The following is a 24,794-nucleotide window of genomic DNA, read 5'->3' on the forward strand; positions in this document are numbered from 1 at the left end:
CCGGTTTTGTTATGCCAAGCTGCCGTCCAGTTGCAGTGTCAGCTTGCCACCAAGATAGGGAGCCAGCACCTTGGGCAGGGTGACGGTGCCGTCGGCGTTCTGGCCGTTTTCCAGCACTGCAATCAGGCAACGCCCCACCGCCAGACCCGAGCCGTTCAGCGTGTGGACATATTCCGGCTTACCCCCGCCTTCGGGACGAAAGCGTGCGTTCATGCGACGAGCCTGAAAGTCTCCACAGGTCGAGACCGAGCTGATCTCGCGGTACGTATCCTGACCGGGCAGCCAGGCTTCGATGTCATAGGTGCGGCGCGCGCCAAAGCCCATATCGCCGGTACACAGGATCACGGTGCGATAGGGCACGCCCAGCTTTTCCAGAATCCCTTCGGCGCAGCGCAACATGCGCTTCTGCTCGTCGTCGGAATTGTCCGGATGTGTGACGGAGACCATCTCGACCTTCTCGAACTGGTGCTGACGCAGCATCCCGCGCGTATCTTTGCCGGCAGAACCGGCCTCGGACCGGAAGCACAACGAATGCGCGGTATAGCGGCGGGGCAGGTAGTTTTCCTCGATCAGCGTGTCGTTGACGATATTGGTTAGCGAGACTTCGGACGTCGGGATCAGCCACCAGCCTTCGCGCGTCTGATAGCTGTCTTCGCCGAATTTCGGCAGCTGACCAGTGCCCTGCATCATTTCCGACAGAACCAGAACGGGGCCGTTGACCTCGGTCAGGTCGTTCTCGTTGATATGCGTGTCCAGCATGAACTGCGCCAGCGCGCGGTGGATGCGTGCGACGCCGCCGGACAGCAGCACAAAACGCGAGCCTGACAATTTCGCGGCGGTCTCGAAGTCCATGCCGTTTTGCACGGCGTCGATCTCAAAATGCTCTTTCGGGGCAAAGTCCAGTTCGCGTGGGGTGCCCCAGCGATTGACCTCGACATTGTCATTTTCATCCGCGCCTTCGGGCACGTCCTCGGCAGGCAGGTTGGCGATGCGGATCAGCTGGTCTGTCAGCAGAGCGTCCAGATCCTTGGCTTCGGTCTGCATTTGGGCGATCTCGGCCTTTTTCTCGGCGACTAGCCCGCGCAGACGTTCGAACTCGGCCTCATCGCCGCGCGCTTTGGCGGCGCCGACCTCTTTGCTGGCCTTGTTCTGTTCGGCCTGAGCGGTCTCAGCTGCCAGAATTTTCGCACGGCGGCTTTCGTCCAGCCGAAGCAGGTCCGACGACACCGGCGCGTCCCCACGGCGCGCAAGGGCGGCGTCGAAGGCGGCGGGGTTTTCGCGAATGGCGCGGATGTCGTGCATGTCTCAGATCCTTGAATGCGTGAATCACTGAGACCGCTTATGCACCATCTGAACCGCAGGGTGTAGCACCGGTTACGACTTATCCGCGCCCTCGTGGGATTCATGCGCCAGATGGCCATCCCAGTCTTCGCTGGGGATTTTCGGATCGGGCGGATCTGCCATATAAGACGGCGTCATGATCTGCACGCCGTTTTCGTTGAACACGGCCACGATATTGCGGTGCAGGTCCGAGCGGATTTTGGGAATGATGCTGCCCCGCGTGGTATAGCCGTTGATCTGGTAATTAATCGCGTAATCGGCTAAAGCAGTCCACAAAACAAAGGGTTCCGGCTTGGCCTTGATCCCCTTAGTGCGGTGGGCAGCCTCTATTAGCATGGCCTCGACCTTCTCGGGCGGTTCCTCATAGCCGATGCCGACAGTGGTGTGCAGTAACAGCCCGCTGCCATCGGTTTTCTTGGAAAAATTCACCACGTCCGAGTTCATCAACTGCGCGTTGGGGATCGAGATCAGTTCGTTCTTGATGGATTTCAGATGCGTCTCCATCAGCTTGATCTGCACCACGTCACCGATGTGATCGCCAATCTGGATGCGGTCCCCAATCGAGGTCGAGCGGCGATAGATCACAAACAGTCCCGCCAGCATGTTTGAAACGACCGAGTTCGCGCCCAGCGACAGCATTGCGCCCACCAGAATGGTCAGGCCTTGAAAGGCAGCCGAATCTGATCCCGGAATATAAGGAACGGCAAAGACCAGCGCGATTAGTATGACGACGACGCGCGCGATGTTGAAGGTTGGGCTCACCCAATGTTTCTCAAAATCCCCCAGATCGAATGACCCGGCCTCGACGGCGTCAAAGAACACCCGCATGCCCCGAATGATATAAAGCGTGACCCAGCTGATTAGACCCAGCATGATCAAGTTGGGGATGTAACTAAGGATGCCCTTGAAGATCAGTAGAACAGGCTCAGTCAGGTAAGTCAGCAGAAGCTGCGCGAAGTACCGTGTTTCGGCAAAGGCGAGTAGGACGAAGGACAGGTAATAGTAGAAACCCAGAAAGAAGATCACCAGCAGGACGAAATTCAGGGTATATCGAACCAGTGCGGCAATCGCTTCAGCCTGAACGCTTTTTGCGGTGGCGTTTTCCACGTCCTTCAGATGCCGTTGTACGAATTTCAGCGTTTTGCGTCTGATCCTGCGATGCAGCCAAAGGATGATGGCTACAAAGACACCAAAGCCTATTGTCCATGCGGTGGCTTCGATCGCTCCGGAAACTCGCGCTTGATCAGTTCGATTGGACCTGTAGGCTAGGATCGCTTGCTCAATGGCCTCGCCATGGAGAAAACCGAGAACTTCCAGTTCAATCTGCTCCAATTCCGCGTCGGCGACTGTCACAACCGATACCGAAAGTCCGTCGACCAGTATGCGTGTACCGAGTTCAGTATCCTCATAAGTGATTGTGACTTCAAGGCTATCCGAAGCTTCGGCCGCCTCTATTATTTTTTCCTGTACTGCTTCGGCGCGTTCCGATGCTGGTAGTGCGCTGGAACCACGTAAGAAAAACAGAGTATCGCCGTCCACGATAACGGGTGCTTTGAAGGTCTCGGATTGTTCTTCGTTTTCGACAGGTGCTTCGACCGTTTCCTGACCAGAAGCAGGCGCTGCACAAAGGCCAACCCATAGGGTCGTGACCAGTATCTGAAGTAGCAATCCCAGTTTCAGATGAATCTGCGCCATTGGACCTCCCGCGGTTCAACTATATCGACGCAAGCGCTTGTTTCTAGGACTTAACTGCAACGCTTGGCCAAATCTTTGCGCATTATCTGAGTTTCGGTGCAAAAACCTGTACCGCCATTCCTTGCAAACAGTCAGTTCAAAGAATAGGTTCTCGCAAAATTTGCGGGCCCTCCGCAAGCACCAAACCAAAAGGAATATCCCATGGAAGGTGGCGCAATCGCCCAGTTTCTCCCGCTGATCCTGATCTTTGCGATCATGTATTTCCTGCTGATCCGTCCTCAGCAGAAAAAGATGAAGGAACATCAGGCCATGGTCGAAGCTGTGCGCCGGGGTGATCAGGTGGTCACGCAGGGTGGCCTGATCGGCAAAGTGTCGAAGGTCAAGGAAGGCGAGAACGAGATCGAGGTTGAACTGGCCGAGGGTGTCAAGGTTCGCGTCGTCAAATCGACCATCGCGCAGGTTCTGAACAAGACTGAACCGGCGAAGTAACGTCGCGCGTCAAATCCTTGAAAAGGCAGGGTAATGCTGCACATTGATACCTGGAAGCGGGTTCTGATCTGGCTGGTCTGCGTGACCGGCCTGCTGATGGCCCTGCCGAATGCGTTTTACACGCGCGTTGAACAATCCAACGATGCCAAGGCCGCGATCGAGCTTGGCATCGACACGCCCGAGATGCAGGCCGAAGCGGCGCAGTGGCCAAACTGGCTGCCGTCGTCCTTGGTCAATCTGGGTCTTGACTTGCGGGGCGGTGCGCACTTGCTGGCCGAGGTTAAGGTCGGCGATGTCTACGAATCCCGTATGGATGCAATGTGGCCTGAAATCCGCGATGCGCTGCGGGATGAGCGGGCGACCGTAGGCACCATCCGCCGTCAGAACTCGGCCCCCGATGAGATTCGGGTGCGTATCAGTCAGCCCGAAGGCATGGCGCGCGCACTGGAAGTCGTGCGTGGTCTTGCCCGGCAGGTGCAGACGCTGTCCGGGGTAGGGGCCACTGATATCGAAGCCCGCGCCGAAGGCGACACCATCGTCGTGCAACTGTCGGATGCCGAGAAGCTGGCCTCGGACGATCGCACCGTTCGACAGTCGCTTGAGATCATCCGCCGTCGTATCGACGAGGTCGGCACGCGTGAACCCACTATTCAACGCCAGGGCGCGGATCGTATTCTGATCCAGGTGCCGGGCATCGGCAGCGCGGGTGAGCTGAAAGAGATCATCGGAACCACTGCGCAACTGACCTTCAATCCGGTTGCTGGCCGCACGACCGATGCGGATACCGCGCCGGGCATCGGGCAAGAGGTCGTCCCTTCGCTTGATGAAGACGGTGTGTACTACATTCTGGAATCCGCCCCCGTTGTGACGGGTGAGGAACTGGTCGACGCTCAACCCGCGTTCGACCAGAACGGCCGTCCTGCGGTCAATTTCCGCTTTAACACGTCCGGTGCCCGCAAATTCGGCGACTACACGCTGGAGAACATCGGCGCGCCTTTTGCTATTGTGCTGGATGACGAAGTGATCTCGGCCCCAGTGATCCAAAGCCGTATTCCGGGTGGTTCGGGCATCATCACCGGCAATTTCACGGTTGAGGAAAGCACCAATCTGGCCGTCCTGCTGCGCGCAGGTGCGCTGCCGGCGGGGCTGGAGTTCCTTGAAGAACGCACGATCGGCCCCGAGCTGGGACAAGACAGTATCGACGCAGGCAAGGTGGCCACCATCGTGGCCTTTGTTGCCGTCCTGGTCTTCATGGCGCTCAGCTATGGTTTGTTCGGTATCTTCGCCAATATCGCGCTGATCCTGAACGTCGGGCTGCTGTTCGGTCTGTTATCACTGATCGGGGCGACGTTGACCTTGCCGGGGATCGCGGGGATCGTACTGACAGTCGGTATGGCGGTGGATGCCAACGTGCTGATCTTTGAACGTATCCGCGAGGAACTGAAATCCGCCCGAGGTCCGGCCCGTGCAATTGAGCTGGGTTATGAAAAGGCACTGTCGGCAATTCTGGACGCAAACGTCACCACATTCATCACGGCGACAATCCTGTTTGCCATGGGCAGCGGACCGGTGCGGGGCTTTGCCATCACTCTGGGTCTGGGCATCCTCACCTCGGTCTTCACCGCGATCTTCGTGACGCGCCTGATGATCGTGATTTGGTTCGAACGCCGCCGCCCGAAAACGATCGAGGTTTGATCATGAGACTGAAACTTGTCCCACAAGAAACCTCGTTCGATTTCTTCAGCCGCTGGAAGGTCTGGCTGGGTATTTCCGGCTTGATGATGGTCTTGGCCTTTACGTCCTTCATGTTGCAGGGCCTGAATTTCGGCATCGACTTCCGGGGCGGCACCACGATCCGCACCCAATCGGCGCAAGAGATCGACGTGGGTGCCTATCGCGACGCCATCGCTCCGCTTGAACTGGGCGATGTCACAATCACCGAGATTTTCGACCCGACCTTTGGCGAGGACGAAAACGTCGCCATGATCCGCATTCAGGCGCAGGCGGAAGCCGAAGCGGTCTCGGCCGCAACAGTAACGGCTGTGGAAGAGGCATTGAAGGCGGCAGCCCCCGATATCCAATTTGTGTCCGTTGAATCCGTCGGTCCCAAGGTTTCGGGTGAGCTGATCCAGACCGCCGTGATCGCCGTTGTCCTCGCGATTGGGGCCGTGCTGGTCTATATCTGGCTACGGTTCGAATGGCAGTTTGCCCTGGGGGCGGTGGCCGCGCTTGTGCATGACGTAATCCTGACCATCGGCATCTTCTCGGAACTGCAAATCCGGTTCGATCTGGCGATCATCGCTGCGCTGCTGACCATCGTGGGCTATTCGCTGAACGACACGGTGGTTGTCTTTGACCGGGTGCGTGAGAACCTGCGCAAATACAAAAAGAAAGACCTAAAAGAGGTCCTCAACATCTCGATCAACGAGACCCTCAGCCGGACGGTCATGACCTCGGTGACAACCCTTCTGGCGCTGATCTCGCTTTATGTGTTGGGCGGAGACGTCATCCGTGGCTTCGTCTTCGCGATGATCTGGGGCGTGATCGTCGGGACGTATTCTTCGGTCTTTGTGGCCTCGACCATCCTGCTGTGGCTGGGGGTCAAACGCGACTGGTCCAAACCGTCGAACACGGCGGGCAACCAGTTTGCAAACATCGACGCCTGATCTTTTTGGCCAGTCCCCCACAGGGCTGGCCATTATTCTATGCGCCGCCTTCCTCAGCGGCATCGTGCGTGGGTTTTCCGGCTTTGGCACGGCGCTGATCTTCCTGCCTATCGCAACGCCTTTTCTGGGCCCGTTCGGCGCGCTGATTGGGCTGACCATCATGGATATCTTCGGTCCGCTCCCCAACCTGCGCCGTGCGTGGCGCGAGGTTGACCGGGGCGACCTGATCCGGCTGGTGGCCGGGTGCGCCCTGATCCTGCCACTTGGGCTTTGGATTTTGACGCAGGTCGATGCGAATGTCTTTCGGTACGCGGTTAGCCTCCTGTCGATCGCGATGCTGGCGGTCCTGATCCTGGGTCTGCGCTATCACGGCTATGTCAGCCGCACGATGGTGGTCGGCATTGGCTGCGCTGCAGGATTTCTTGGAGGCGTGGCAGGCCTGCCTGGTCCAGCGGTCATACTGTTCTACATGTCCCGGCCACTGCAAGTGACGGTCATCCGCGCCACCATTCTACTATTCCTATTTGCCTTCGACTTTCTGCTACTGGGGTACCTCACAGGTATGGGGCGGGTGACCGGAATGGCCGCGCTTCTGGGGTTGCTGCTTGCTGTGCCAAACCTGATCGGCAATTGGCTGGGCGGCAAACTGTTCCGTCCCGAACACGAAAGGCTCTACCGCGCTGCCGCGTATCTGGTGATTGCCGTTGCGGCCTTGTCGGGCCTACCACTTTGGGGCTAGAACGCACCCATGCGCCTGAACGAGATCACCTATACCAACGCCACCCCTGTCGATGGCTACGGCCCCGGTTTCTTCCGCGTGGGCGGCGCGCTCTTTCACGGCGCGGTTCTCACCGGCCCAACCGGCACCTCGGAATGGCGGGGCTATGAGGATGCCCAACCGCTCCTCGATCTTGCCGCCAACATTGACGTCCTGTTCATCGGCACCGGGGCAGAGCTGGCACATATTCCCGCCAAACTGCGTAACACGCTTGAAGATGCGGGTATCGGGGTCGAGATCATGAATTCCCCCGCCGCCTGCCGAACCTACAACGTACTGCTCTCTGAAGGTCGCCGCATCGCCCTTGCCGCGCTTCCGGTCTGAGGGATCCCCCTTAACCTGGCCAAAAATATCCCGGGGAGCGTGAGGGGCTGGCCCCTCACTCCCACCCCAACCACATCGCGTTCCGTCTAAAGCTCTGCGTCAATTCCGACCTTTTGTCCGCCCCCACAATCCGCTAAGCGAGCGCTATGACACTGACCGTGACCGATCTGGCCATCACCCGTGGTGGCATTCCCGTGCTCGAAGGGCTCAGCTTTTCATTGCCCGCAGGCAAAGCGCTGATCCTGCGCGGTCCCAATGGGATCGGCAAAACAACCCTTCTGCGCACGCTGGCCGGGTTGCAACCGCCGCTGCATGGCCGCATCGAAGGGGCCGAGGATCAGATCGCCTATGCCTCACATTCCGACGGGCTGAAACCCACGCTAACGGTTGTCGAAAATCTTAGTTTCTGGGCCTCGGTCTTTGGCACGCAAGGCATACAACCGGCGCTGGACGCCTTCGCTCTGAATGATCTGGCCGACCGCAACGCAGGCAACCTGTCGGCGGGACAGAAACGGCGGCTGGGGCTGGCGCGGATGCTGGTTACAGGGCGACCGATCTGGATGCTGGACGAACCCACCGTCTCGCTGGACCAGAACGCAGTGAAAATGTTCGCCGACGCCGTGCGCGCGCACCTGGGGCAGGGGGGATCAGCCCTGATCGCCACTCATATAGACTTGGGCCTTGACGGAGAGGTTCTGGATGTCGGCCCCAACAAGGCCAAACCCAAACCCATCGACGATTTCGACGGAGGCTTCCTGTGATCGCCTTGCTGCTGCGTGACCTGAAACTGGCCTTCCGCGCCGGAGGGGGCTTCGGCCTTGGGCTGGCTTTCTTCCTGATCGTGACCGTGCTGGTGCCATTCTCGGTCGGGCCGCAATCCTCTCTGCTTTCGACTATCGCGCCTGGTGTGCTTTGGCTGGGCGCACTGCTGGCCTGCCTGCTGTCGCTCGACCGCCTGTTAGCGCTGGATTGGGAGGACGGCTCGCTCGACCTGCTGGCCACGGCACCGCTGCCGCTGGAAGCCGTGGTTACGATCAAGGCGCTTGCGCACTGGCTGACCACAGGCCTACCACTGGTTCTGGCCGCGCCGTTTCTGGGCGTGCTGCTGAATCTGCCGGTGCCGGGCTTTTCGTGGCTGGTGATCTCGCTGCTGATCGGCACCCCCGCCATGAGCGTCATCGGCACCTTCGGCGCAGCCCTGACCGTCGGCCTGAAACGCGGCGGTTTGCTGTTGTCGCTGTTGGTCCTGCCGCTTTACGTGCCCACGCTGATCTTCGGCGCTGAAATGGCCCGCCGTGGCGCCACGGGGATGGAGACCCAGACCCCGCTGCTCATGCTGGCGGGGATCACCGCCGCCACAATCGCACTGCTGCCCTTTGCCAGCGCCGCCGTTTTACGCATCAACCTTCGGTGACGTGCTCAAACTTTGACCAAGGTCAATTGAGAACGAACCCGACTCGGACTAGATAAGGCCCATGTCTATCGCAGCCAAAGCCAATGCCCTCTGGGAATACGCCAACCCGCGCAAGTTCCTTGCGACCAGCGAACGGGTGATGCCGTTCTTCTGGATCACCTCTATCGCGTGCATCGTGGTGGGGCTGATCTGGGGGTTTTTCTTCACGCCGGATGACTATAAACAAGGCTCGACCGTCAAGATCATCTACCTGCATGTTCCGGCGGCGCTGATGGCGATCAATTGTTGGCTGATGATGCTGGCGACCTCGCTGGTCTGGCTGGTGCGCCGCCACCATGTCAGCGCTCTGGCCGCCCGTGCTGCTGCGCCAATCGGCATCGTGATGACTTTGATCGCACTGGCGACAGGCGCGATTTGGGGTCAGCCCATGTGGGGTACTTGGTGGGCCTGGGATCCGCGCCTGACCTCCTTCCTAATCCTATTCCTGTTTTATCTGGGCTATGTCGCCCTGTGGGAAGCGATCGAAGACCCCGACACCGCCGCCGACCTGACCTCGGTCCTGTGTCTGGTGGGCTCGGTTTTTGCGATCCTCAGCCGCTATGCGGTGAATTTCTGGAATCAGGGTCTGCACCAAGGCGCATCGGTGATGCGTGCAGCTGCCATTACCGGGGCGGATACCGAGGAAAAAGTCAGCAACATCTATTTCTACCCGCTGCTTCTGTGCATCATCGGGTTTGTTCTACTGTTCATCGCGCTGGTGCTCTACCGCACGGGTACGGAAATTCGCGCGCGCCGGATCAAGGCGTTGCTGGCACGGGAAAGGGTAAATGGATGATCCCCGATCTTGGAAAATACGCCGACACGGTCTTGTGGTCCTATGTGGTTTCAATCGGACTTCTGACAGCGCTGATCCTGTTCAGCGTGATGCGCGGCCGCAAGGTTCGGACCGAGATGGAAAAACTCGAAGAACGGATGACCCGCAATGGCTAAAATCTCGCCTCTGATGATCGCGCCACCGCTGATCTTTGGCGCCTTTGCCGTTCTGGCCGGCATCGGCATGTTCCGCGACGATCCAAACGCGTTGCCATCCGCCCGCGAAGGCCAGCCCGCGCCACCGGTCGTCCTGACCGAATTTCAAGGCAAACCCAATTTCGACGACGCCACGCTGCGCGACGGGAATGTCAAACTGGTCAATTACTGGGCCAGCTGGTGCGCCCCATGTCGTGTGGAACACCCTAACCTTCAGGCCCTGTCCGACGAAGGCATCCCGCTTTACGGCATCAACTACAAAGACCAACTGGACAATGCCGAAGACTTCCTGACCGAACTCGGCGATCCGTACACTGGCATCGGTCGCGACGAACAGGGCCGAATGGGCCTCGATTGGGGCGTCTACGGCGTACCCGAGACCTATGTCATCAACGGCGAAGGCACCATAATCCTGCGCTTTGCCGGACCCATCACCCAACGCGTGATCGAAGGCACCATCCGCCCAGCCTTGGAAAAAGCTGCAGGCAAATAAAGCCCGCCCGTTCTTCTGTTCAAAAATACCTCGGAGCGCGAGGCAGAGCCTCGCAAATAACAAAAGGACGCCCTTAGGCGTCCTTTCTTATTCTATATGCACAAATTCCGGTCATCCAGCCTTTGCAAGGTTCCGTAGTACGTAGTGCAGTACGCCACCGTTTTCGATATACTCGATTTCGGGCGCGGTATCGATGCGGCACTTCAGGGTGATGGTCTTCTCGGACCCATCGCCGTAGACGATGGTGCAGGGCACCTCTTGCAACGGCTGGATCGTGTCCAGACCGTGGATCGAGACCGTTTCGTCCCCTTTCAGACCCAGCGACTTGCGTGTGTCACCGCCGGTGAACTCAAACGGAATGACGCCCATGCCAACCAGGTTCGAGCGGTGAATACGCTCAAAGCTTTCGGCGATCACGGCCTTGACGCCCAGCAGAGCCGTACCCTTGGCCGCCCAGTCACGAGAAGAACCCGCACCGTACTGTTCGCCACCAAAGACAACCAGCGGGGTGCCCTGTTCCTGATAGGCCATCGATGCCTCATAGACCGAGGTCTGTTCGCCATCGGGGCCTTTTGTGTAACCGCCCTCGACACCGTCCAGCATCTCGTTCTTGACGCGGATGTTGGCGAAGGTGCCGCGCATCATGATCTCGTGGTTGCCACGGCGGGACCCGTACGAGTTGAACTCGCGCGGCTGAACCTGGCGGTCGGTCAGATACTTGCCTGCAGGCGTGGTCGTCGCAAACGAACCGGCCGGTGAGATGTGGTCTGTGGTGATCATATCACCCAGGATCAGCAATACCTTGGCACCTTCGATGTTCGAAATCGTACCCGGCTCGGCCCCCATGCCTTGGAAATAGGGCGGGTTCTGGATGTAAGTCGATGTCGCGGGCCAATCATAGGTTTCCTGCTGCGGAACATCTACGCCCTGCCACTTTTCATCGCCCTTGAAGACGTCGGCATATTTCGATTGGAACGCCTCACGCGTAACGGTCTGTTCAACCAGTTCAGCGACTTCCTGGGCCGATGGCCAGATGTCTTTCATGAAGACGTCGTTACCGTCCTGATCCTGACCAATCGGCTCGGACGTCAGGTCGATATCCATGGTGCCTGCCAGCGCATAGACCACCACCAACGGCGGCGAGGCCAGATAGTTGGCGCGTACGTCAGGCGAGATTCGTCCTTCGAAGTTCCGGTTGCCCGACAGCACCGACGTGGCGACCAGGTCGCCTTCGGCAATCGCCTCGGACAGTTCTTTTTGGATGGGTCCCGAGTTACCGATACAGGTGGTGCAGCCATAACCCACGAGGTTAAAGCCCACTTTGTCCAGATCTTCTTGCAGGCCAGCGGCCTCAAGATAGGCTGACACAACCTGCGACCCAGGAGCCAGCGAGGTTTTGACCCAAGGTTTGCGGTTCAAACCCAGCGCTGCGGCTTTGCGCGCCACAAGGCCCGCGCCAATCATCACATAGGGGTTCGAAGTGTTGGTGCAGGAGGTGATCGAGGCGATCACGACCTTGCCCGATTCCATGGTGTAGTCCTCGCCGTTGACGACGACTTCCTTGCCCATGGGACGCTTGAAAGTCTCTTCCATTTCCTTGGTGAAAGCGGCCTTGGCGTTGGTCAGTGCAACATAGTCCTGCGGGCGTTTTGGACCCGAGATCGCAGGAACGATGGTGCCCATGTCCAGCGACAGGGTGTCGGTATAGATCGGTGCGTAGTCCGCATCGCGCCAGAAGCCGTTCTCTTTCGCGTAGGCTTCAACCAGCGCGATACGGTCTTCGTCGCGACCGGTATTGCGCAGATAACGCAGGGTTTCGCCGTCGATCGGGAAGAAGCCACAGGTCGCGCCGTATTCGGGGGCCATGTTGGCGATGGTCGCGCGGTCGGCCAGGGGCAGACGATCCAAACCTTCGCCGTAGAACTCGACGAATTTGCCGACAACACCTTTTTCACGCAGCATCTCGACGACCTTCAGAACCAGGTCGGTGCCGGTGGTGCCTTCGACCAGATCGCCGGTCAGCTCAAAGCCCACAACCTCGGGGATCAGCATCGAGATTGGCTGACCCAGCATCGCGGCTTCGGCCTCGATCCCGCCAACACCCCAGCCCAGAACGGCCATGCCGTTGACCATGGTGGTGTGGCTGTCGGTGCCGACCAGCGTGTCAGGGTAGGCGACTTCGTTGCCGTCCTGATCGGTGTCAGTCCAGACGGTCTGGGCCAGATATTCCAGGTTCACTTGGTGACAGATGCCGGTTCCGGGGGGCACAACGCGGAAGTTGTTAAAGGCGTTCTGGCCCCATTTCAGGAACTGGTAGCGTTCCATGTTGCGTTCATACTCGCGGTCCACATTCATCTGGAACGCGCGCGGGTTGCCAAACTCGTCAATCATGACCGAGTGGTCGATGACCAGATCAACCGGGTTCAGTGGGTTGATCTTCTGAGCGTCGCCGCCCAGTCCTTTGATGCCGTCACGCATTGCGGCCAGATCGACAACCGCCGGAACACCGGTGAAGTCCTGCATCAAAACGCGGGCAGGGCGATAAGCGATCTCGCGCGGGTTCTTACCGCCGTTGGCGCCCCATTCGGCAAAGGCCTTGATGTCGTCGACCGAGACCGAGAAACCGTTATCCTCGAACCGCAGCATGTTCTCTAGCACCACTTTCAGCGCGGCGGGAAGGTTTGAGAAATCACCCAGACCGGCCTCTTGTGCGGCGGGGATGGAATAATAGGAAATGGACTTGCCATTCACGCTCAGGCTGCGGCGTGTCTTGGCGGTATCCTGTCCGACTTTGATGGGCATCTAGTGGCCTCCCTCTCAAATGACGTGGAATATGGGATTCGCTGAGGGGTATCTGCATCACCCAAGCCGCCGGTTCAAGGTCCAACAGCCCACCTGCGGCAATTTTTGTATACCATTGCACACATTTTTTTGAAATCTGGCTGTCGCGGCTCTCAAGAAACCTTGATTGGAGGTTGAGCGGCGATAGATGTACACCTGTCTCGCATCCCACAAATCCCGAGAGCCCCATGATCAGAACCGTTACTGCGACCGCGCTTGTTTCCCTGTTTCTTGCCTCGTCTTCGATGGCGGAAAGTGACCCGGTGGTTGTGGAGTTGTTCACGTCTCAGGGGTGTTCTTCCTGTCCCCCTGCGGACAAGCTGATGCATGAGCTTGCCAAGCGCGACGACGTTATCGGCTTGGCGCTGCACGTGGACTATTGGGACTATATCGGGTGGGAAGATGAATATGCCAATCCCGATCACACCACCCGGCAGCGCGCCTATGCGAGTGGGGGCGGGCGGTCGATGATCTATACGCCGCAGATGGTGATCAACGGGCAGCAGGATGTTGTGGGCGCCAAGGCTGATGAACTAAATCGCATCATCGAAGCCCATCTGAAAGCTGCGCCAGAGGCATCGGTCTCAGCAACACGGGCGGCGAATGATGTCACGGTGGATGTCACGCCGATCGAACTGCCCGAAGGGGCGACCTATGAGATTCGGGTGGTGGAGTATTCACCGATGCGCCATGCCTCGATCCGCCGAGGGGAACTGGCAGGGCATGAGCTGGACTATGCCAATGTGGTGGAATCCTGGCACTGGGCGGGATCCTGGGATGGCAACCAGGCACAGCAATATTCGGTTGCGCTGACTTCGGACCTGCCTGCGGTTGTGCTGGTTCAAGAGGCGGGTCATGGCCCGATCGTGGCCGCTGCGCGGGTCAAATAGGTCGACCGCCCATTAAACCATGTCTTCCGGCTGAACACCCAGCCCATTCCAAGCTTTCCAGCGGCGGTGAATCCAGAACCACTGGCCCATGTTTTTGCGCACCATCGCCTCAAGATCGTCATTGGTGAACTGGGTCATGGTCTTGGGGTCGGTATGGGGGACGGGGTCGTGCAGGACGATCTCAAAGTCGATACCGTTGGGCTGGCGCACGGCATAGCAAGGGATCAACACCGCCTTGTACTTCATCGCAAGCTCGGCATTCAGAACCGAGGTCACGGCGGGTTTGCCGAAATAGGTCAGCTCTTCGCCGCCATGGGCATGCAGGTCCGATACGATGGCGATGATCCCACCCTTTTTCAGGGCGCGCACCATCTCAACCATGCCGCGGCGGCCCTGTTCAAACATCGGCGCGCCGGTTTTGTAAAAGGCGTCGACATACATGTCGTTGAAATAGGGGTTTGCCATCCGGCGATAGAGACAACCGATCGGTTCGCCGCTGCGTTCCTGTAGCGCGATGCGCGCCGCAAGGTAGTGGCCGAAATGGGCGGTGATCATCATCACCGGCTTGCCCTCGGCAACGGCGGCGTCAAACGCGGCGATACCAGGACCCGAAACCTTTGCATGGCGCTGTCGATCCGTAAAACCTTCGGGCGAGAAATGTTCCATAATCGCGCGGCCAGCATTGTCAGGGACGGCCTGGCAGATGCGATTGACTTCATCCTCGGGCAGGTCGGGGCAGGTCAGCTTCAGGTTGTCGCGCACGCGTTTCGAAAACCCCACCACTGGTGCAAGCGTGCGGACCAATGCGCCCATTGTCGCAATGCGGCGCTCATACGGCAGCAGGCGCATCGCGCCAATCAACCCTTTTAGGAACAGGCCGGTCACGTAATATTTGCCAAGCTCAATCCGGCTGAGTTCTGACTTTTCTACGGGCATCTGTGGCTCTCGGCGGCTATTGCGGGCGTTGCCGGGCCAGACATACAACCCCGACCGAGCGACCACAAGCGTTCTGAATGGGTTACAAGGGCACGGAGGCGTCTCGTTATTCCTCGGCCTCTTCTTCGACAAGGGTTATCGCGCCGCCATCCACCAGATCGCGGATTGCGCCAACGATCTGGGTCATGGCCTCTTCTGCCTCAGCCTGTTTGACCTTGCCGCGTTCGGTCATTTCCTCGCGCAGATTGTCGGCCATGCGCGAGGACATGTTGGTCAGAAGAAATTCAACCGTTGCCTTGTCATCCTCGGTCTCGGTACCGGCGAGCGCCGTGACCAGAACCGGTTGATCCACGCCCCGAAGGATAGCGGGTACGTCGCGCGGCAGGATGCGCGTTGGGACATGGGCGAATGTAAAGATGGACCGGCGTACGACACTGGCGAAATCCGAATCCTCCTCATCCAGAGCGCTAAGCAGCCCGTCGCGGGTCGAGGCGGCGGATTGGTTGAGGATGGCCCCCACGCGCGCACCGGGGCCATCTGTGAATGCCATGGTCGGGCGTTGATCCAGTTGGGTGGCCAGCGACCATCCGATTCGGTCCACTGCCTCGGGTGTGACATTGGCGGTTTTTGACACCGCATAGGTGATCCGTCGCGCCACCGGGCCGGGCAGGTGGCCCAATAGCTGCGCGGCCTTCGCGGTTTCCAGCTTCGAAAGCATCACTGCCGCGACCTCGATACTTTCGGCCTGCGCCATGTCGGCCAGATCCTCGGTTGGGATTTCGCGCAGGCGCTGCCAGGGATCGCCGACTTGACGCACCCCTGCGACTTTGCGCAGCCGCGCGGCGGTGGCCGGAGCGATTTTGCCGTTCACAGCATCCAGCGCACCCGCAAGTCCGTGCGGAAAGGAAAGCCCGACACTGTCCAGCGCTTCGGCGAATTCAGCGGCCACAGCGTCCAGCGTCACCCGGTCCACCAGACCCATCTGCCCCAGTTGGTGGGTCAGCTTTTCCTGCAAGTCATCGGGAAGATCCTCAAGCGGGATATCCGCGCCGTCATTTAACAAAAGCCGTACGACCACTGCCGCCTTTTGTCGATTGCTCAGCGCGCGTGGTACCACGCGCGGCGCTTCTTGTTCTTTGTCGGCAATGGGGGCCGAAGCCCCCGGCGCCATTTGTACCAATGTGTGTGAGTCCTGCATCTGCCTGCGGTGCCATCATTCTGATCCACGGGCAGAATAGGGAGACTCGGGTAAAAAAAACCTGAAGCTTAGTAGTTGAAGGTCAGCCCCGTGCGGATTGCCTCGCGCAGAGACGCCTCGGCCCAGGTGCCTTCACCACCGCGCGCCTTGATCTCGCGCCATTGCTCGATGGCCAGATCGGTGCGACCTTCGGCGACATAGCCTTGTGCCATGTACGAGCGCGCCAGAATATTGTCGGGATTGACCCTGATAGCGTCCTGATAGAACAGATTGGCCTGTTCCAGATCGCCCAGCTTTCGGAATGTAAAGCCCCAATAGGTCAGAACACGGTCATCATCCTGATCCATGATCCGAAGGACGTCCTGCGCGTTTTCCAACTGCCCGTAATAGGCAAGCTCACGCACCGCGCCATAAAGTTCGTCCTGAGTGAAATTTGTTTTGTTCGGTTTCACACAGCGCCCGGCGTCCTTGTCATAGACCCGACCGAACAGACACTTCTTGGTCGTGTTCGTCGGTTTAGGCGGGCTGCTGTCCCCACCGCCAGCGGCGTGGGCAACTGGGGCGAAAGCGAATGCCTGCAGGGCAATTGCTGAGGCTAGTACTAGGCGCATTTTCCTACTCCGTTCTCTGGGCTGCTCTGATCAAGCATAGCGCGATCCGATAAAAGACGAACAATCGGCGGCTCGCTTTTATTCACGAGTAGGAAATATTTTCTTAGCTGTTCACGGTTTTGGTACAGCTCTGGGTCTCATAGTCCCATTGGGTGCCCGGCGCGCAGGATTGCGTTTGCTTGGAATGTCCGCTGCAGGCCATCGCGATCGAGGCAGAGCAGGTCAGAGCCAATGCGCATAGAAGAGTACGGGTCATGGTGGGTCTCCTGTTCGGAACAACGACCCCATCATATCCGAATTTGAGCAACCTGACAAAAAGACAAGGCCCGAATCCGCCTATACGGTCCGGGCCTTGTTTAGTGCGTTAGGCTTTATTCCTCGCCAAACACGCGCGCGAAAATCGTGTCTACGTGCTTGGTGTGATAGCCAAGGTCGAATTTCTCTTCGATCTCCGCGGGGCTGAGGGCGGCGGTGACATCGGCATCGGCCAGAAGTTCTTCTTTGAAATCAGTGCGGTGTTCCCAAACCTTCAAAGCGTTGCGCTGAACCATGGCATAGGCGTCTTCGCGGCTGACACCCGCTTGGGTCAGAGCCAGCAAAACCCGTTGGCTCATGACCAGACCGGGGAATTTGTTCATGTTCTCCAGCATGTTTTCAGGGAAGATCAGCATCTTGTCGATCACACCTGTTAGACGGGCCAGCGCAAAGTCCAGCGTGATCGTGGCGTCCGGCCCGATCATGCGTTCCACCGAGGAATGCGAGATATCGCGTTCGTGCCAAAGTGCCACATTCTCCATCGCAGGGATCACCGCCGCACGCACCATACGCGCCAGACCAGTCAGGTTCTCGGTCAGCACCGGGTTTTTCTTGTGCGGCATAGCTGACGAGCCCTTTTGACCCATCGAGAAGAACTCGGCCCCTTCCAGAACCTCGGTCCGCTGCATATGGCGGATTTCGATAGCGATATTTTCGATGCTGCTGGCGATCACGCCCAATGTGGCAAAGAAGGCCGCGTGACGGTCGCGCGGAATGACCTGCGTGCTGATCGGCTCGGGCACCAGACCAAGTTTGTCGCAGACATGCTCTTCAACCGCAGGGTCGATATTGGCGAAGGTGCCGACCGCGCCGCTGATAGCGCCGGTGGCGATCTCGGCCCGCGCGTCGCGCATGCGAGACAGATTGCGGTCCATCTCTGCGTAGAAACGCGCAAAGGTCAGACCCATGGTGGTGGGCTCGGCATGGATGCCGTGGCTGCGGCCGATGCGGACAGTGTCCTTGTGTTCGATCGCGCGGCGTTTCAGGGCGGCCAGCAGACCTTCGAGATCGGCGATCAGCAGGTCGGCAGCGCGGGTCAATTGTACGTTCAGGCAGGTGTCCAGCACGTCGGACGAGGTCATGCCCTGATGCACAAAGCGTGCCTCTTCACTGCCGACGTGTTCGGCCAAGTGGGTCAGAAAGGCGATGACGTCATGTTTGGTGACGGCTTCGATTTCATCAATCCGTGCTACGTCGAACTCCACATCCTTGGCTTTCCACACTGCCTCGGCGTTTTCGCGCGGGATCACGCCCAGATCGGCCATGGCGTCACAGGCATGGGCTTCGATCTCGTACCAGATGCGGAACTTGCTTTCGGGCGACCAGATGGCAACCATCTCGGGGCGGGAATAACGTGGAATCATTGGCAGCGGCACCTTATTGTGATTTGGCAGGAGGCGTTGCGGCGCGGTTTAAACCCGACCCGCCACGGGAACAAGATGCGAGTGCGCAGATGAGACGGTTTGCCCTGATTTTAGCCCTTTGGCCCGATATTTCGGCCGCGACAGAGTTTTGGCCACTGACCGGGAGTGAAATCGTGTCGACCTTGACCGGACAGAAACTCAGCTATGGCGAAGGCGTCTGGCAAACCTTCGATGCAAGCGGGGCCACGCAGTATTTCTCGGGGCGACCCAGCAGTGGACGGTGGGCAGTTCGCGGAGATCAGTATTGTTCGACCTGGCCACCATCCGGGCTTTGGGCCTGCTATGATGTGTTGCAAAGCGGGGTAATCATTCGATTCATCGACGACAGGGGCGGGATCACGGACGGGTATCTGCCGGAATGATCGCTCCGAACAGCCTGTCCGATTTCGAAGGCTGCTGGGGCCTGACGCGCACCATCCGCGACGCAAGAGCGGGGCAGGTGGTGCAGGCGGATGGGATGGCGTATCTGCGTCCTGTTGATGACGGCCTGATCTATGACGAAGAAGTGGTTTTGCGCATACCCGGTCAGGCTGAGGTGAAAGGCGCCCGGCGCTACCTTTGGCGTGCGGACCGCGACGACGTAGCAGTCTTTTTCGACGACGGGCGGTATTTCCACCGTTTGAATCTGGGGGTTCCGCAGACATCGGATCACCATGATTGCGCGCCAGACAGTTACGACGCAGTCTATGATTTCTCGAACTGGCCGCGATGGAGCGTACGCTGGATAGTCTCCGGGCCCCGAAAATCCTACGAAATGGACACGGAATACGTGCTACGGTAGCGTAATCACCTTGAAGTGAGCGGCCGGATTGGGCATTGCTGTCGCAGAATTCCGATCCGAATTGGGGAGAAGTGAAGATGAATGCAAATGTACTGGCCAATGCGTTTGGCCCGCGCGAAGGCACGGCGCTGCGTGTTAAGCAAGTGATCCTGGTTGCGCTGGGCATCGTTGCTTTGGCCGTTGCCGCGAAAATCAAAGTGCCGATGTGGCCGGTTCCGATCACCATGGGCACCTTTGCCGTTCTGACCATTGGTACCGCCTATGGCGCGCGTCTGGGTTTGGTGACCATGCTGGGTTACCTGCTGATCGGAGCGCTGGGCTTTGATGTGTTCGCCGGTTCGTCGGCCGAGAAATTCGGGCTGACTTACATGATGGGTGGCACAGGCGGCTATCTGGTGGGTTATGTGCTGGCAACCCTGGCTCTGGGTGCTCTGGCCGCGCGCGGTTGGGACCGCTCGGTTGGCAAGCTGGCGCTGGCGCTGGTTCTGGCCAATGTGTTGATCTACGTCCCCGGCCTGCTTTGGCTGGGTCAGCTGTATGGTTGGGATCAGCCGATCCTGGCCTGGGGCCTGACGCCGTTCCTGGTGGGTGATGCGATCAAACTGGCGCTGGCGGCGCTGCTGATCCCTGGCCTGTGGAAACTGGTGGGCGACGCCCGCGCCTGATTTCCCGCTTTTGAGAACGACGAAACCCGCGCCCGGAGCAATCCCGGCGCGGGTTTTTTTGTTATGGAATGAGACTGGACAAATCCGGTCATCGCGGGCCACTCTGAGCCAACAGAAACAACAGGTTATTATGATATGTTTTTGCGATTAAGCTCTGCCATTGCGGCGATATGGCTTGGCGCCGCGCCAGTGTTGGCCGATACCCCGGTGACGTATACGGATAATGGACGCGCCTTGTTCAGCTTTTCGGTGCCCGATTTCTGGGCCGTGCGGACAGGTGGCACACGCGAGATTGAGGATACGCAACTGGGAGATCCCCGCGCAGTGGCTCGTGTCATGGGGATACGGCCTGTAACCGATGACAACGTCTGGATCGGTTTTGTCGCACCCGCCGGCGTCGCCTCGATCGACGGAGGATTGCGGTATCTTCAGGATGTCGACAAGTTTCTGGTCAAATCTCCAGTGGTTTCAGACAATGTTTCGACTCGTATCGGAGGGCTGCCCGCGCAAGTGATCCGGGGCACCGGTACCCGTGATGGGCGGGGCATTAACTTCACTGCGACTGTGATCGACCTGCCCAATGACCGCGTCGCCGTGGCCGTGGCCGTTCTGCGCGATGGGGCCGATCCGGCCTATGTGGATGATCTGAACGCAGTGTTTGCCTCGTTCCGGGCTGCTCGGTGAGGAGGGGGAAGATGACCAGAAAACTGATCAAACGCACCTGTCTTGCCCTGAGTCTGGGCGCAGCCAGTTTTACCCTTTCGGCCTGTGATGGGGTCACTGTTGGCGTGGGATACGGATATGATCCGTTTTACGACTCGCTTCTTTGGAACGACTATTACCACGACGTAGATGTGGACATCGACGTAGATCGCCCGGTTCGCCCGAAGCCGCCGGTTGGGAAACCGCCTGCACGGCCCAAGCCACCGATCGCCAAACCGCCCGCGCGGCCCCGGCCACCTGTGGCTCGGCCCCCGACAGCACGGCCGCCGATCCATCGACCGGCACCGCGACGGTAAGGTGCGTCAGGTCAGCAATTCGGTCGTAATTTCCGCCGAACCCTCAAGTGTCCTGTGAACAGGGCACTTGTCGGCAATTTCCAGCAACCTGGCGCGCTGTTCGTCGTCCAGAGGACCTTCGAGCCGGATCTTGCGCCGGAACAGATCAACCTTTCCGTCGCCGACTAGCCCCGCATCCTGCCCGTGGACCTTGTTGTGGCAGACATCGACAACAATGCCCGTCAACGGCCAGCGTTTGCGACGCGCATACATGCGAATTGTCATCGAGGTGCAGGCCCCCAATCCGGAAGACACGAAACCGTAAGGCGACATGCCTCGGTCGGTGCCGCCATACGAGGCAGGCTCGTCCGCGACCGCATGGTGACGGGGGCCGGATTGAATGTCCTGCAAGAAACCGCTGGGGTCGGCCTCGGTCACGCGCACAATGCCTTCGGGGGCGCCGGGCGGTGGGGCTGGTGGGGACAGGGTTATGTAGCGTGTCACCCAGGCCGCAATCACATCGGCCGCATATTCAGCGTCACAGGCCCGCGTGATCAGGTGGTCGGCATCATCCAGAGTAACAAAGCTTTTGGGGTGCTTGGCGGCCATAAAGATGGCGCTGGCGTTGTCGACGCTCACGGTCTCATCCAAGGGGGCGTGCAGGATCAGCAGCGCGGCTTTCAGCTCTTTGATGGCGGGGGTCAGTTCGGTTTCCGATATGTCATCGACGAAGGCCTTACCAATGCGGAAAGGACGCCCGCCTAGCGTTACTTCAGCCGAGCCTTCCTGCTCGATCTCGGGAAGAGCGGCCTGGAAATGGTGCGAGACATGGCCCGGATCAGCAGGTGCGCCCAGCGTGACCACCGCTTTGACGCTGGGAATGCCAGCGCGGGCGCGCAGCACAGCAGCTCCGCCAAGCGAGTGCCCAATCAGCAACGACGGCGCCATGTCGCGCCCGGCAAGATAGTGAGAGGCGGCAATCAGGTCTTCGACATTAGAAGTGAAAGTGGTGTTGGCGAATTCGCCTTCAGAGTGACCCAGACCGGTGAAGTCAAAACGCAGAACGGCAATACCCATTCCAGCCAAGCGAGCCGCGATGCGACGGGCGGCGGGAATGTCCTTGGAGCAGGTAAAACAATGGGCAAACAACGCTGTGGCCAGAACCGGCCCGTCAGGCAGGTCGAGGCGCGCAGCAAGTTGGTTGCCGTCGTGACCGGCAAAGGTAATGCGTTCGGTGGGCATGGCAGTTCCTTACGTCGCAAGTTAGCGCCAATACTGTGGGCTTCTACCGGGTCGCTCAACCCATATGTAACGCGCGTCACGGGAAGGTGAGAACAGATCGGTCATCCAGTACATGAAGCGGAACGTAGGTTTCAATTACCATCAAGTTATGTGATGAGGTATCAAAATAATATTCGTTTTAAAAATATGTTTGGAGCCTCCACATTGACTTTGTTCACGTCACACAATCTCGGAGGCCATGATGGCACACATTTCTTGCGCACCACGCAGCACCGCGCTGCGCCCCGATCTTCTGATCATTCTTGCCCTGACGGCGCTGCTTAGCTTTGCGGCGGGTCACAACTGGCCCGAGGCCGCGCCGGTCGCGGCGCAAACCGCTGAAGACTGGCACGGCAATGTCAAACGCTCAACCTGGCCGGACTAGGCCAGACCCATCAGCTGGGGGTCGAACGGATAGGTTGTCAGGTTCTCATACCCTTCCTCGGTGATCAGAACCTGATCCTCCAGCTTGATGGAAAAGTCACCGCCCACTTCGCCCACGGCGGCCTCGACACACAGGACCATGCCGGGCTCCAAGGCATAGTCGTAAGCGCCGGCAACCGCCTTGTCCGGGTAGGCCACCAACGGCCATTCATCGCACAGGCCGACACCGTGCATCAGGCAACCGTATTTCTGTGCCTGAAACTTGTCGTCCAGTTTGTGTGAGTTGGCCGTCAGATCGGGGATCATGACGCCGGGTTTCAGCATCTCCATATTGGTCATGATATGCTCATGCGCGTGCTGCATGGCATAGATCATGTCCGGGCGGGGTTTCTGATCGCCGATCCACCATGTGCGTGAGATATCGATACATATACCGTAAGAACCGATCAGGTCCGTATCAAACGCGATAATCTCATTTTGTTGCGTGATCCGCGGTCCACATTCCTGAAACCACGGGTTCGTGCGTTGCCCTGAGGCGAGCAAGCGGGTTTCAATCCATTCACCGCCGCGTCGGATGTTTTCAGCGTGCAGAACGGCCCAAATGTCATCCTCGGATGTCTTGCTGTCGCCGACATTGACGCGGGCAAACTGCTCCATCGCGCCAACAGCGGTCTCGCAGGCATGATGGGCGCAGCGCATGGCCAGAATCTCGTCCGGGCCCTTGATCGCGCGGGTCTTTTCAGTGAGTTCTTCGCCCTCCATGATCTCGAACCCCTGCGCCTCGAGCGCGCGCAGCCCATGCAGCATGATCTTGTCCACGGCCAAGCGTTTGTTGCCGCCGCTATGCTCTTCGATCAGCACCCGCACCTCATTCGAGAACACATCAGCCGCCACATCCACCTTGTCTCCCCGGTCGAAATAGAACAGGTCGGCGCCTGAACGCTGTTCGCGCACCAGCGGGTTGAAGGTCGAAAGGAAGGGCGAGTTTTTATAGTCCCAGATTACCATGTACCCATCGGCGCACAGCAGTACGGCGCGAAACGGGTTGTGGGTGTTCCAAAGCTGCATGTTGGTGCTGTCGGTGGCATAGCGGATGTTCAGCGGGTCGAACATCAGCACCCCGCCATAGCCGCGATCCACGACCGCTTGCGTCAGGCGTTTCCAGCGATACTCGCGCATGTTGGCAAGGTTGGGCAGGGTCAACCCGGCGGCCTCCCACTCGGAAAAGGCTAGTTGGGTGGGACCGATCTCGATCCGGTCCAATTCGTTCGGGGTGCCATCACCAAGGGTCGCGCCTTTGGTGGGGTCGATTTTGCGGCCGTCGCGGTAATGTGTGTTCATGGATGCCCTCTCTGCCTGTTTTTTCAGCGTGGAGAATCATTGCCGCGCAGTCTCGATAAATTGCGACGGTCGGATCGTCGCTTTTTGACCGACAGCTCTGCGTTGCAGTGATAGATCAGCCTTATGACGATTTTTCAGACCGCAATTCCCTACAACCCGCTAGATCAACGCCCACTGCCGGGTATCCAGCCCGACAGTATGGAGACATGGCTGCACCGGGATGATGCGTTTGCGGCGCAGATGCAGCACCGAGAAGCTTTGTTGCGCGACCGCCGGGCGGATGTTGTGGCGCTGGACCCAAGCGCTGAACCGGCGGCGCAGGAGCTGCTAGATCTTGTGCTGTACCACGCCTATCCGGGGTGCTCCGACCATGTCACCCGACCCGATGGACAAGAGGTGGTCATTGATCGAGCCCAGCCGATGGAGACCCTATGCAAACTGGTGCAGGAGGATATCTGTATCTTGCAAAAGCACGGCGAAGAACATGTTCTGACCGGGGCCGTCTTGTGTTTTCCGGCCAGTTGGCGCCTGTCCGAGAAGTTCATGCGCCCGCTGATCGACATCCATGTGCCGGTCGACAGCTATGACGATGACATCGCCCGCCGTGTCCAGCGCTTGTTCGACGGGATACGGCCGGGTCGGCCGCTCTGGAGGTTCAACGCGCTGTGGTACGATGATGCCGAGTTGCACCAACCCCGAAGCGCGCATGAGCCACGTCACATCAAAGACCCCGGATCCGCGCCTTATCTGCGCAGCGAAAAGCAAACACTGTTGCGGCTGCCGCAGACGCAGGCGGTGGTATTTACAATCCATACCTACGTGCTGAAAGCGTACAGCTTGCCAAATATAGAAAACCCCGCCTGATGGCGGGGCCTCCTAGGAGGGTCTTAGGTTCGTGAA

General features: G+C 59.0%; 28 protein-coding genes. 18 read left to right on the top strand and 10 right to left on the bottom strand.

Features of this window, described 5'->3' with window-relative positions:
* Nucleotides 1-9 precede the first annotated feature (9 nt).
* Entirely contained in the window at nucleotides 10-1,302 is a 1,293-nt protein-coding gene (gene serS / locus ACR0CA_RS00395) for a serine--tRNA ligase (protein ID WP_480857487.1), read from the bottom strand.
* Between the two features lie 72 nt (nucleotides 1,303-1,374).
* Nucleotides 1,375-3,036 carry a mechanosensitive ion channel family protein gene (locus ACR0CA_RS00400; RefSeq protein ID WP_170770419.1) on the bottom strand — a complete coding sequence of 554 codons (1,662 nt, stop codon included), beginning with the start codon at nucleotides 3,034-3,036 and terminating at the stop codon, nucleotides 1,375-1,377.
* Between the two features lie 201 nt (nucleotides 3,037-3,237).
* On the opposite strand from ACR0CA_RS00400, the gene yajC reads away from it, so the two are divergent.
* From yajC to ACR0CA_RS00450, 10 genes are all read left to right on the top strand, one after another.
* Nucleotides 3,238-3,525, top strand: coding sequence for a preprotein translocase subunit YajC (yajC, locus tag ACR0CA_RS00405; RefSeq protein ID WP_170770420.1), 288 nt, complete (start codon nucleotides 3,238-3,240; stop codon nucleotides 3,523-3,525).
* 33 nt (nucleotides 3,526-3,558) lie between these two features.
* The gene (secD, locus tag ACR0CA_RS00410; protein WP_480897144.1) at nucleotides 3,559-5,220 is read left to right on the top strand and encodes a protein translocase subunit SecD; all 1,662 of its coding nucleotides are present in this window, start codon (nucleotides 3,559-3,561) and stop codon (nucleotides 5,218-5,220) included.
* 2 nt (nucleotides 5,221-5,222) lie between these two features.
* Complete coding sequence (secF, locus tag ACR0CA_RS00415; RefSeq protein WP_170782655.1) at nucleotides 5,223-6,191, top strand: protein translocase subunit SecF; 969 nt, start codon at nucleotides 5,223-5,225, stop codon at nucleotides 6,189-6,191.
* On the top strand, nucleotides 6,172-6,930 hold the full coding sequence (locus tag ACR0CA_RS00420; RefSeq protein ID WP_480897145.1) for a TSUP family transporter: 759 nt from the start codon (nucleotides 6,172-6,174) through the stop codon (nucleotides 6,928-6,930). The genes secF and ACR0CA_RS00420 overlap by 20 nt, the downstream gene beginning before the upstream one ends.
* Before the next feature lie 9 nt (nucleotides 6,931-6,939).
* Nucleotides 6,940-7,293: an Mth938-like domain-containing protein gene (locus ACR0CA_RS00425; protein WP_170788846.1), complete on the top strand. Its 354-nt coding sequence runs from the start codon at nucleotides 6,940-6,942 to the stop codon at nucleotides 7,291-7,293.
* 146 nt (nucleotides 7,294-7,439) lie between these two features.
* Complete coding sequence (gene ccmA, locus ACR0CA_RS00430; RefSeq protein WP_170770425.1) at nucleotides 7,440-8,054, top strand: heme ABC exporter ATP-binding protein CcmA; 615 nt, start codon at nucleotides 7,440-7,442, stop codon at nucleotides 8,052-8,054.
* The gene (gene ccmB / locus ACR0CA_RS00435) at nucleotides 8,051-8,707 is read left to right on the top strand and encodes a heme exporter protein CcmB (RefSeq protein ID WP_480897146.1); all 657 of its coding nucleotides are present in this window, start codon (nucleotides 8,051-8,053) and stop codon (nucleotides 8,705-8,707) included. Before ccmA ends, ccmB begins: the two co-directional genes overlap by 4 nt.
* Nucleotides 8,708-8,768: 61 nt before the next feature.
* Nucleotides 8,769-9,542 carry a heme ABC transporter permease gene (locus ACR0CA_RS00440; protein WP_170770428.1) on the top strand — a complete coding sequence of 258 codons (774 nt, stop codon included), beginning with the start codon at nucleotides 8,769-8,771 and terminating at the stop codon, nucleotides 9,540-9,542.
* On the top strand, nucleotides 9,539-9,697 hold the full coding sequence (ccmD, locus tag ACR0CA_RS00445; RefSeq protein ID WP_170770430.1) for a heme exporter protein CcmD: 159 nt from the start codon (nucleotides 9,539-9,541) through the stop codon (nucleotides 9,695-9,697). Before ACR0CA_RS00440 ends, ccmD begins: the two co-directional genes overlap by 4 nt.
* A complete protein-coding gene (locus ACR0CA_RS00450) occupies nucleotides 9,690-10,229 on the top strand; it encodes a DsbE family thiol:disulfide interchange protein (protein WP_170782651.1) in 540 nt (179 codons plus the stop codon). Before ccmD ends, ACR0CA_RS00450 begins: the two co-directional genes overlap by 8 nt.
* Before the next feature lie 111 nt (nucleotides 10,230-10,340).
* Here ACR0CA_RS00450 and acnA read toward each other — a convergent pair whose 3' ends face one another.
* A complete protein-coding gene (gene acnA / locus ACR0CA_RS00455) occupies nucleotides 10,341-13,031 on the bottom strand; it encodes an aconitate hydratase AcnA (protein WP_480897147.1) in 2,691 nt (896 codons plus the stop codon).
* A gap of 227 nt (nucleotides 13,032-13,258) precedes the next feature.
* Here acnA and ACR0CA_RS00460 point away from each other — a divergent pair, with 227 nt between their 5' ends.
* On the top strand, nucleotides 13,259-13,960 hold the full coding sequence (locus tag ACR0CA_RS00460; protein WP_480897148.1) for a DUF1223 domain-containing protein: 702 nt from the start codon (nucleotides 13,259-13,261) through the stop codon (nucleotides 13,958-13,960).
* A gap of 12 nt (nucleotides 13,961-13,972) precedes the next feature.
* Here the strand turns inward: ACR0CA_RS00460 and ACR0CA_RS00465 are convergent, their stop codons facing one another.
* The 5 genes from ACR0CA_RS00465 to purB form a co-directional block, all read right to left on the bottom strand.
* Complete coding sequence (locus ACR0CA_RS00465; protein ID WP_480897149.1) at nucleotides 13,973-14,896, bottom strand: lysophospholipid acyltransferase family protein; 924 nt, start codon at nucleotides 14,894-14,896, stop codon at nucleotides 13,973-13,975.
* Nucleotides 14,897-15,002: 106 nt separating this feature from the next.
* Nucleotides 15,003-16,067 (bottom strand): flagellar motor switch protein FliG, encoded by a 1,065-nt coding sequence (locus ACR0CA_RS00470; RefSeq protein ID WP_480897363.1) that lies wholly within the window; start codon nucleotides 16,065-16,067, stop codon nucleotides 15,003-15,005.
* A gap of 95 nt (nucleotides 16,068-16,162) precedes the next feature.
* Complete coding sequence (locus tag ACR0CA_RS00475) at nucleotides 16,163-16,705, bottom strand: tetratricopeptide repeat protein (protein ID WP_480897150.1); 543 nt, start codon at nucleotides 16,703-16,705, stop codon at nucleotides 16,163-16,165.
* Between the two features lie 103 nt (nucleotides 16,706-16,808).
* On the bottom strand, nucleotides 16,809-16,961 hold the full coding sequence (locus ACR0CA_RS00480) for an adenylosuccinate lyase (protein WP_170788837.1): 153 nt from the start codon (nucleotides 16,959-16,961) through the stop codon (nucleotides 16,809-16,811).
* Between the two features lie 115 nt (nucleotides 16,962-17,076).
* Nucleotides 17,077-18,384 carry an adenylosuccinate lyase gene (gene purB, locus ACR0CA_RS00485; RefSeq protein ID WP_480897151.1) on the bottom strand — a complete coding sequence of 436 codons (1,308 nt, stop codon included), beginning with the start codon at nucleotides 18,382-18,384 and terminating at the stop codon, nucleotides 17,077-17,079.
* Nucleotides 18,385-18,473: 89 nt separating this feature from the next.
* Between purB and ACR0CA_RS00490 the strand changes: the two genes are divergently transcribed.
* The 5 genes from ACR0CA_RS00490 to ACR0CA_RS00510 all read left to right on the top strand — a co-directional run bounded on the left by ACR0CA_RS00490 (nucleotide 18,474) and on the right by ACR0CA_RS00510 (nucleotide 20,909).
* Complete coding sequence (locus ACR0CA_RS00490) at nucleotides 18,474-18,806, top strand: hypothetical protein (RefSeq protein ID WP_170788836.1); 333 nt, start codon at nucleotides 18,474-18,476, stop codon at nucleotides 18,804-18,806.
* Complete coding sequence (locus ACR0CA_RS00495) at nucleotides 18,803-19,225, top strand: DUF6314 family protein (protein ID WP_480897152.1); 423 nt, start codon at nucleotides 18,803-18,805, stop codon at nucleotides 19,223-19,225. Before ACR0CA_RS00490 ends, ACR0CA_RS00495 begins: the two co-directional genes overlap by 4 nt.
* A 77-nt stretch (nucleotides 19,226-19,302) precedes the next feature.
* Nucleotides 19,303-19,890: a biotin transporter BioY gene (locus ACR0CA_RS00500; RefSeq protein ID WP_170770450.1), complete on the top strand. Its 588-nt coding sequence runs from the start codon at nucleotides 19,303-19,305 to the stop codon at nucleotides 19,888-19,890.
* 135 nt (nucleotides 19,891-20,025) lie between these two features.
* Entirely contained in the window at nucleotides 20,026-20,574 is a 549-nt protein-coding gene (locus ACR0CA_RS00505; protein ID WP_480857471.1) for a hypothetical protein, read from the top strand.
* Between the two features lie 11 nt (nucleotides 20,575-20,585).
* Complete coding sequence (locus tag ACR0CA_RS00510; protein ID WP_170782644.1) at nucleotides 20,586-20,909, top strand: hypothetical protein; 324 nt, start codon at nucleotides 20,586-20,588, stop codon at nucleotides 20,907-20,909.
* A gap of 6 nt (nucleotides 20,910-20,915) precedes the next feature.
* On the opposite strand, the gene ACR0CA_RS00515 is transcribed toward ACR0CA_RS00510, so the two are convergent.
* The gene (locus tag ACR0CA_RS00515) at nucleotides 20,916-22,130 is read right to left on the bottom strand and encodes a bifunctional alpha/beta hydrolase/OsmC family protein (RefSeq protein ID WP_170770456.1); all 1,215 of its coding nucleotides are present in this window, start codon (nucleotides 22,128-22,130) and stop codon (nucleotides 20,916-20,918) included.
* Nucleotides 22,131-22,371: 241 nt separating this feature from the next.
* Between ACR0CA_RS00515 and ACR0CA_RS00520 the strand changes: the two genes are divergently transcribed.
* Nucleotides 22,372-22,554, top strand: coding sequence for a hypothetical protein (locus ACR0CA_RS00520; protein ID WP_170788833.1), 183 nt, complete (start codon nucleotides 22,372-22,374; stop codon nucleotides 22,552-22,554).
* On the opposite strand, the gene dddP is transcribed toward ACR0CA_RS00520, so the two are convergent.
* The gene (gene dddP / locus ACR0CA_RS00525; RefSeq protein ID WP_480897153.1) at nucleotides 22,551-23,894 is read right to left on the bottom strand and encodes a dimethylsulfonioproprionate lyase DddP; all 1,344 of its coding nucleotides are present in this window, start codon (nucleotides 23,892-23,894) and stop codon (nucleotides 22,551-22,553) included. The two genes, ACR0CA_RS00520 and dddP, sit on opposite strands and share 4 nt — an antisense overlap.
* A 123-nt stretch (nucleotides 23,895-24,017) precedes the next feature.
* Here dddP and ACR0CA_RS00530 point away from each other — a divergent pair, with 123 nt between their 5' ends.
* Nucleotides 24,018-24,758 carry a heme-dependent oxidative N-demethylase family protein gene (locus ACR0CA_RS00530; RefSeq protein WP_480897154.1) on the top strand — a complete coding sequence of 247 codons (741 nt, stop codon included), beginning with the start codon at nucleotides 24,018-24,020 and terminating at the stop codon, nucleotides 24,756-24,758.
* Nucleotides 24,759-24,794 lie beyond the last annotated feature (36 nt).

This window comes from Ruegeria sp. F12 (assembly GCF_056533885.1).